Origin of the sequence: Streptomyces sp. NPDC002088, from assembly GCF_040296605.1 — a bacterium.
Lineage (GTDB): Bacteria > Actinomycetota > Actinomycetes > Streptomycetales > Streptomycetaceae > Streptomyces.
Genome location: NZ_JBEOXO010000003.1, coordinates 136,889 through 143,126 on the forward strand (window position 1 = coordinate 136,889; position 6,238 = coordinate 143,126).

The following is a 6,238-nucleotide window of genomic DNA, read 5'->3' on the forward strand; positions in this document are numbered from 1 at the left end:
GTGACGGCAGACGAGAACCGGGACAAGGCGCAGGGCGAGGCGGACGGCATCCGGGGTGAGGCGCAGGGCACCGCCCCCGTACCGCTCTCCGTACTGGACCTGGTCACCGTGGGCGCGGGCAGTACCGCCACCGACGCCCTGCGCACCAGTGTCGAGCTGTCCCGGCTCGCGGAGTCCCGCGGCTTCCACCGGTACTGGGTCGCCGAGCACCACTCCATGCCGGGCGTCGCCTCCTCCTCGCCCGCGGTGATCCTCGCCCACCTCGCCGCCCACACCGAGCGCATCCGGCTCGGCTCGGGCGGCGTCATGCTGCCCAACCACGCACCGCTGGTGATCGCCGAGCAGTTCGGCACGCTGGAGGCCATGGCCCCCGGCCGCATCGACCTCGGCCTGGGCCGCGCCCCCGGCACGGACGGCGCCACCGCCGCCGCCCTGCGCCGCACCGACCGGCTCAACGAGGGCGCCGACGACTTCCCCCAGCAGCTCGCGGAGCTGCTCCGCTTCCTGGACGACGACTTCCCCGACGGTCACCCCTACTCCCGCATCCACGCGATCCCGGGCCCGATCCAGAGCACCTCACCCGGCGGTGTGCAGTCCCCGCACCGCCCGCCCGTCTGGCTGCTCGGCTCCTCCGGCTTCAGCGCCCGCCTGGCCGCGATGCTCGGCCTGCCCTTCGCCTTCGCGCACCACTTCTCCGCGCAGAACACCATTCCGGCGCTCGACCTGTACCGGGAGCAGTTCCGCCCGTCCGCGGTCCTCGACGAGCCCTACGCCCTCATCGGCGTCTCCGCGCTCGCCGCGGACGACGAGAAGGAGGCCATCCGCCAGGTACGGGCCACCGCTCTGAACATGATCCGGCTGCGCTCCGGCCGTCCCGGCCTCTTCCCCGACCCGGAGGACGCCGAGGCCCACGAATTCAGCTCGCTGGAGCAGGAGTTCGTCGACTCCTGGGCCGCCAACATCGTCCACGGCACGGCGGACGAGGTCCGCTCCGGCCTGGACGACCTCCACAGGCGCACCGGCGCCGACGAGTTGATGCTCACGTCCCACGCCCACCGCGGCGAGCTGCGCCTGCGCTCCTACGAACTGATCGCGGACGCCTACGGGTTGCCGACGGCGTAGGACGTCGTCCCCAGCAGTTCGGAGATACGATCCGGCGGCACCGGGCGGGAGTACAGCCACCCCTGTCCGGTGTCGCAGCCGATGTGTCGCAGTCGGGAGGCCTGGGTGAGGGTCTCCACGCACTCGGCGGTGACGGTCAGGCCGAGCCGGTGGGCGAGCTGGATCATCGCCTCGACGACGACCTCGTCGGCCGGGTTCGGCCGCTCGCCCGCCTCGTCGTACTGGAAGCCCCGGACGAAGGAGCCGTCCAGCTTCAGCACGGAGACGGGCAGGCGGCTGAGGTAGGCGAGGTTCGAGTAGCCGGTGCCGAAGTCGTCGATGGCGATCCGTACACCCATGTCGCTCAGCGCCTGCAGGGCCTGGAGGGGGCGGCCCGCGGAGCCCATCACCGCGGACTCGGTGAGCTCCAACTGGAGCAGGCTCGGGGCCAGTTCCGTCTCGGCGAGGACCTCCGCCACGTCCGCGACCAGGTCGGAGTCCCAGACCTGCCGGACGGCCACGTTGACGCTCACGAAGATCGGCGGCTCGTCCGGGTGGTCCAGCTGCCAGCGGCGGGCCTGCCGGCAGGAGGTGGCCAGCGCCCAGCGGCCGAGCTGAACGATCGAACCGTCCTCCTCCGCCAATCCGATGAACCGATTCGGCGTCAACATTCCGAACTGCGGGTGGTTCCAGCGCGCGAGGGCCTCGACCCCGCGCAGCCGGCCGTCCTCCATGCCGACCAGCGGCTGGTACTCCAGGACGAACTCCCCGCGCTCGATGGCGGGTCGCAGCGTGGAGGCCAGGGCCTGGCGGGTCATGCGGTGGGCGTTGCGCTCCGGGTCGAACAGCGTCCAGCGGGACTTGCCGTCGGCCTTCGCCCAGTACAGCGTCGTATCGGCGGCCTGCATCAGAGCGGTGGCCGTGGTCCCGGCCGCGTGCCGCTCCACGACCCCGATCGACGCCGACAGCGACAGGCGCCGGCCGGCCAGGTCGAACGGCGCCTGGAGGGCCGTGAGTACGGACTCGGCGAGCTCGGCGACCTGGTCGGTGCCGGTGGAGTCCTCGACGAGCAGCGCGAACTCGTCGCCACCGAGTCTGGCCACCAGGGGAGCGCCGGCCCTCGCCAGCCCGGCCTCCTCGGCGACGCGGGTCAGCCGTTCGGCCACGGCGGCCAGCAGCCGGTCGCCGACGCGGTGGCCGAGGGTGTCGTTGACCGCCTTGAAGCCGTCCAGGTCCAGATAGCACAGACCGATCCGCCCGGTGCCGCTCTGCTCGTACGCCTCCGCCTCCAGCGCGGCCGTCAGACGTTCGAAGAACAGCGTGCGGTTGGGCAGCCGGGTCACCGGGTCGTGCATCTGCAAGTGCCGCAGCCGGGCCTGGAGTTCGCGGCGGGCGCTGATGTCGGCGACGGACAGCAGGACGCCGGTCTCGTCGCCCGCCAGGGGCGCGACGGTGACCTGCACCCACACCGACTGGCCGTCGGGGTGCTTCAGCCGGCGGGTGCAGCGCAGCTTCGCCTGCCGGCCGCGCAGCACCTCGCGGTAGGCGTGCCAGGTGCGGGTGTCGGAGGTCAGGTCCACCAGGTCGGCGGCCGCACGTCCGGCGAGCGACGCCGGGTCGCTGCCGAGCAGGGCGCCCAGCATGTCGTTGGCGCTGACGACCAGACCCTCACGGTCGACGACGGCCATCGCGAGGGGCGCCGCCGTGAAGACGGAGCGGTACGGCGACTCGCCACGAGGAGGCGCGACAAGATCACTGTCTGTGACGGCCGACCGATCGAGGTCTGCCGCGGGCGTCGGCCCTTCGGACGTTCCGCTCACCGCTCGCTCCCGCAGTGCACTCGATCTCAGTCCGCGCAGCAAAGTGTGCCGATCATAGAGGGTGGCCCCAGGGCCTTCCAGCCACTGTCCAGTGTCCCGGACGGGTCGGCCTTTCTGGCAGATCGTTTCTGCCCGCGCTTGGACGGGTTCTTCAAGCAGCGGACTGCTTGTGACGTTCCGTGAGTACTTCGGGGGTGTCGTCTTCTACCCCGATCCAGGGCCGCTCACTCATCCGGGTCAGATAAACAGGGCATAGCGCAGTAAAAGTACACAGGCTGGGTGCGGTGTCGTCCCGTCAACCGCATCCGGAGGTCCCGTTGCCGCGTCAGCCGCTCCGCAAGGGACTCAGGTTCGGGGCCCTCAAAAGGGCCTTCGGCGGGGCCTTCCGTGGGGCCGGCGGACGTCTCAGTGGGGCCGGTGGGGTCCTTCGTGGGGCCGGCGGGGCTCTCGGTCGTGCGGTGGCGCGCCCCCGACTGCGCAGCACCGCGGCCGTGTTCACCACGATGTCGGCGCTCGCCGCGACATCCCTCTTCAGTGTCCCGTCGGTCGCCGAACCCTTCTCGGTCGAGCCCTGCGTGTTGCAGCGCACCGACGCCCACCACTCGGAGGGCCTGGACACCTGGAACGCCGCGTATCCGCGTCCGACCCACCCGCTGGACGCGGTGATGGTCTTCCTGTCCTTCCCGGACTCGGCCCCGCTGACCACGCCCGCGCAGATCGCCGCCGACCACTTCCCGGCCACCAGCCGCTTCTTCGAACGGGCGTCCTACGGCAAGTTCACCATCCGCCCGCATCCGCTCCAGCGCTGGATCCGGATGCCGAAGCCGTCCACCACGTACGCCATACAGCGCGACTGGAGCGCCGAGGACCGGGCCGCCTATCTGCGCGACGCACTCGCCGCCGCCGACCCGCAGGTCGACTTCTCGCGCTACGACATCGTCTACTTCGTCGCCGACCCCGACGCGCCCGGCGTGGACTCCGACGCCACGAAGGTCGTCAACCTGGACACCCCCCTGCGGGCGGACGGCACGGACCTCCGCCGGGTCGTGACGGTCTTCGAGAAGCACCCACCGGACCGCCTGGTGCTCGCGCACGAGACGGGCCACGTCTTCGACCTGCCGGACCTCTACCACCGCCCGGTGGACGGCAAGGGCGACTGGGACACCTACGTCGGCGACTGGGACCTGATGGGCAGCCAGTTCGGACTGGCCCCCGACTTCTTCGCCTGGCACAAATGGAAGCTGGGGTGGCTCGAACCGCGCCAGGTGGCGTGTGTACGGGGTGCCCGGCCGACCCGCCTGACCCTCGAACCCCTCGGCGCGGGCCCGGGTGTCCCGGTCACCGGCGCCGCCGGATCCCCCGCGTTCGGCCTCGGCCACGGCACCAAGCTCGCGGTGGTGCGTACCGGCCCCGACGGCGCCCTCGCCTTCGAGGCGCGCGGCCCGGTCGGCAACGATCAGGCAACCTGCGACTCGGGCATCCTCGTCTACCGCGTGCACAGCAGCGCGGAGTCCGGCCGCGGTCCCATCGAGGTGGTCGACGCCCACCCGCGCGGTGAGGGCTGCTGGGAGGACTCCGTCTACCCACCCCTCGCAGACGCCCCAGTGGGCCTGGGCGAGAGCTTCACGGTGCCGGGCGAGAAGGTAGGCGTGAAGGTGGAGGGGCGTACGCCATCCGGGGCGTGGACGGTGACGATCACGACGGGGGTGCGGGGCTGAACGGGGGAGCCCCCGCAGTGCGTGGCGAAGCCGCGCGGAAACAGCGCCGCGCAGAAACAACGATGGCGAGGTGGTTCGCTCTACGCGAACACGCCTCGCCATCGCCAACGTGCGCCGCCAGGGACTCGAACCCCGGACCCGCTGATTAAGAGTCAGCTGCTCTAACCAACTGAGCTAGCGGCGCCTGCTGACGTCGTAGACCTTAGCATCCTGATCGGCGGGAGGAAAAATCGATATCCGTACCGCCGTGCGGGCCGCCCGCACGGCCGCCCACAGCAGGATCTCGGGGCCCGGCAGCCAGGGGTGACGGGTGTCGGGAGCGGCGAGCCAGCGGGTGGCGGACGTGCTCGTGCCGGTGGCGGCGGGGGTGAGGGGCGGCACGGTCACCGCGTCGCCGGTGCCGTGGCACAGCAGCGGCGGGATGGCCTCCGTACGGCTGTCCCGGCGGCCGTGGGCGCCCCATTCCTCCCACTCCAGCAGCGAGGGCAGCCGCTGGGCCGTACCGGGCGCGGCGAACAGCAGCATCCGCCCCCGGAGCGCGGCCACCGGTCCCGAGCCCGGCCCCTCGTCCCACAGCCGGTCGAGCATCCGGCGCCCGAAGACCGCGGGGGCGCTGATGACGTCGAATACGGAGCCGCAGGGCAGGACGACCGGGGCGTCCGGCCGCTCGTGCCAGAGCGCGAGGGTGCTGCGCGGGTACGTTCCGGCGGAGGCCAGCCAGTCGGCACCGTCCGGGGTGACCCCCGAGGCCTCGCAGCGATCGCGACCGGAGAACGGCTCATCCCATGTGCTGCTCATGCCGCCCAGGTCTACCGACCGTGAGCGAGCTGTTCCCGAGGGTTGCGGAAAATCGGGACAGGAGGGGGTGGGAGGGGGTATCTTGCCCGCCTGGCATATGCCATGGAGGTGTGTTCTGGGCGCGCGGGCCGCTCAGACCGGGTCGACGTGCCCCAGGCCCTCGGTGTCGCCCCGCAGCAGATCCCGCCCGAACTCGACCATCCTCTTCGCGTAGTCCTCGGTCCACTCGGCCCGCTCGGCGATGTCCGCCGGCGTGAGCCGGTCGAACCGGCGCGGATCGGCGAGCTGAGCGGCGGCGATCGCCTGGAACTCCACCGCCCGGTCGGTGGCCGCACGGAACGCGAGCGTCAGCTCCGTCGCGCGCGCCAGCAACGCCCCCGGATCGTCGATCGACTCCAGATCGAAGAAGTGCTCCGGGTCGGCGGCCACCTCCGTGGGCTCGAAGAGCAGGGGCGCGGGGCGTAGCCGCGGTTCGTTGCGACGCGGCGTGGGCTCCGCCATGTCTTCTCCTCCTCGTACGGTTGCGGGTGGCACCCCCCTTCGGGTGGTCCACCCTCCATTGTCTCCCGGGGGCGCAAGGGCACCCCGGGCAAGCATCACCGTCCCGGAGGCCCACCGCCCCGCACTCTCAAGTCCGCGGAGCCACGCGATGTTCCCCGAGCGGGGGCAGGGACGGTGGTCGGTGCCCGCTGGTGGGTTCGGGGTGTTGTTCATGGCCGCCAGGTCACGCGGTGTTCCCCCAGGCGCGCCAGCACCGCGTGGTTCGCCTCCCAGCCATCCGGGCTGTGTTCATTGGCCGCC

Annotated in this window: 5 protein-coding genes and 1 tRNA gene; 2 read left to right on the forward strand and 4 right to left on the reverse strand. The window is 71.8% G+C overall.

Features of this window, described 5'->3' with window-relative positions:
• Positions 1-1,122, forward strand: a complete 1,122-nt coding sequence (locus ABT114_RS07990) for an LLM class flavin-dependent oxidoreductase (protein ID WP_502987986.1) — start codon at positions 1-3, stop codon at positions 1,120-1,122.
• Here ABT114_RS07990 and ABT114_RS07995 read toward each other — a convergent pair.
• Positions 1,101-2,921 carry a putative bifunctional diguanylate cyclase/phosphodiesterase gene (locus ABT114_RS07995; protein ID WP_351139808.1) on the reverse strand — a complete coding sequence of 607 codons (1,821 nt, stop codon included), beginning with the start codon at positions 2,919-2,921 and terminating at the stop codon, positions 1,101-1,103. The two genes, ABT114_RS07990 and ABT114_RS07995, sit on opposite strands and share 22 nt — an antisense overlap.
• Before the next feature lie 503 nt (positions 2,922-3,424).
• Between ABT114_RS07995 and ABT114_RS08000 the strand changes: the two genes are divergently transcribed.
• The gene (locus ABT114_RS08000; protein WP_351140525.1) at positions 3,425-4,639 is read left to right on the forward strand and encodes a M6 family metalloprotease domain-containing protein; all 1,215 of its coding nucleotides are present in this window, start codon (positions 3,425-3,427) and stop codon (positions 4,637-4,639) included.
• Positions 4,640-4,749: 110 nt separating this feature from the next.
• Here the strand turns inward: ABT114_RS08000 and ABT114_RS08005 are convergent.
• The 3 genes from ABT114_RS08005 to ABT114_RS08015 all read right to left on the reverse strand — a co-directional run bounded on the left by ABT114_RS08005 (position 4,750) and on the right by ABT114_RS08015 (position 5,938).
• Positions 4,750-4,823: transfer RNA gene (locus ABT114_RS08005), tRNA-Lys, on the reverse strand.
• Positions 4,814-5,437: a bifunctional DNA primase/polymerase gene (locus tag ABT114_RS08010; RefSeq protein WP_351139810.1), complete on the reverse strand. Its 624-nt coding sequence runs from the start codon at positions 5,435-5,437 to the stop codon at positions 4,814-4,816. The genes ABT114_RS08005 and ABT114_RS08010 overlap by 10 nt, the downstream gene beginning before the upstream one ends.
• Positions 5,438-5,569: 132 nt before the next feature.
• On the reverse strand, positions 5,570-5,938 hold the full coding sequence (locus ABT114_RS08015; RefSeq protein ID WP_351139812.1) for a DUF8844 domain-containing protein: 369 nt from the start codon (positions 5,936-5,938) through the stop codon (positions 5,570-5,572).
• Positions 5,939-6,238 lie beyond the last annotated feature (300 nt).

What these genes read in the sequence shown, in the direction of transcription:
- ABT114_RS08000 (WP_351140525.1), top strand. Translation starts at nt 3,425, where the DNA reads ATGTCGGCGCTCGCCGCGACATCCCTCTTCAGTGTCCCGTCGGTCGCC.
- ABT114_RS08010 (WP_351139810.1), bottom strand. Translation starts at nt 5,437, where the DNA reads ATGAGCAGCACATGGGATGAGCCGTTCTCCGGTCGCGATCGCTGCGAG.
- ABT114_RS08015 (WP_351139812.1), bottom strand. Translation starts at nt 5,938, where the DNA reads ATGGCGGAGCCCACGCCGCGTCGCAACGAACCGCGGCTACGCCCCGCG.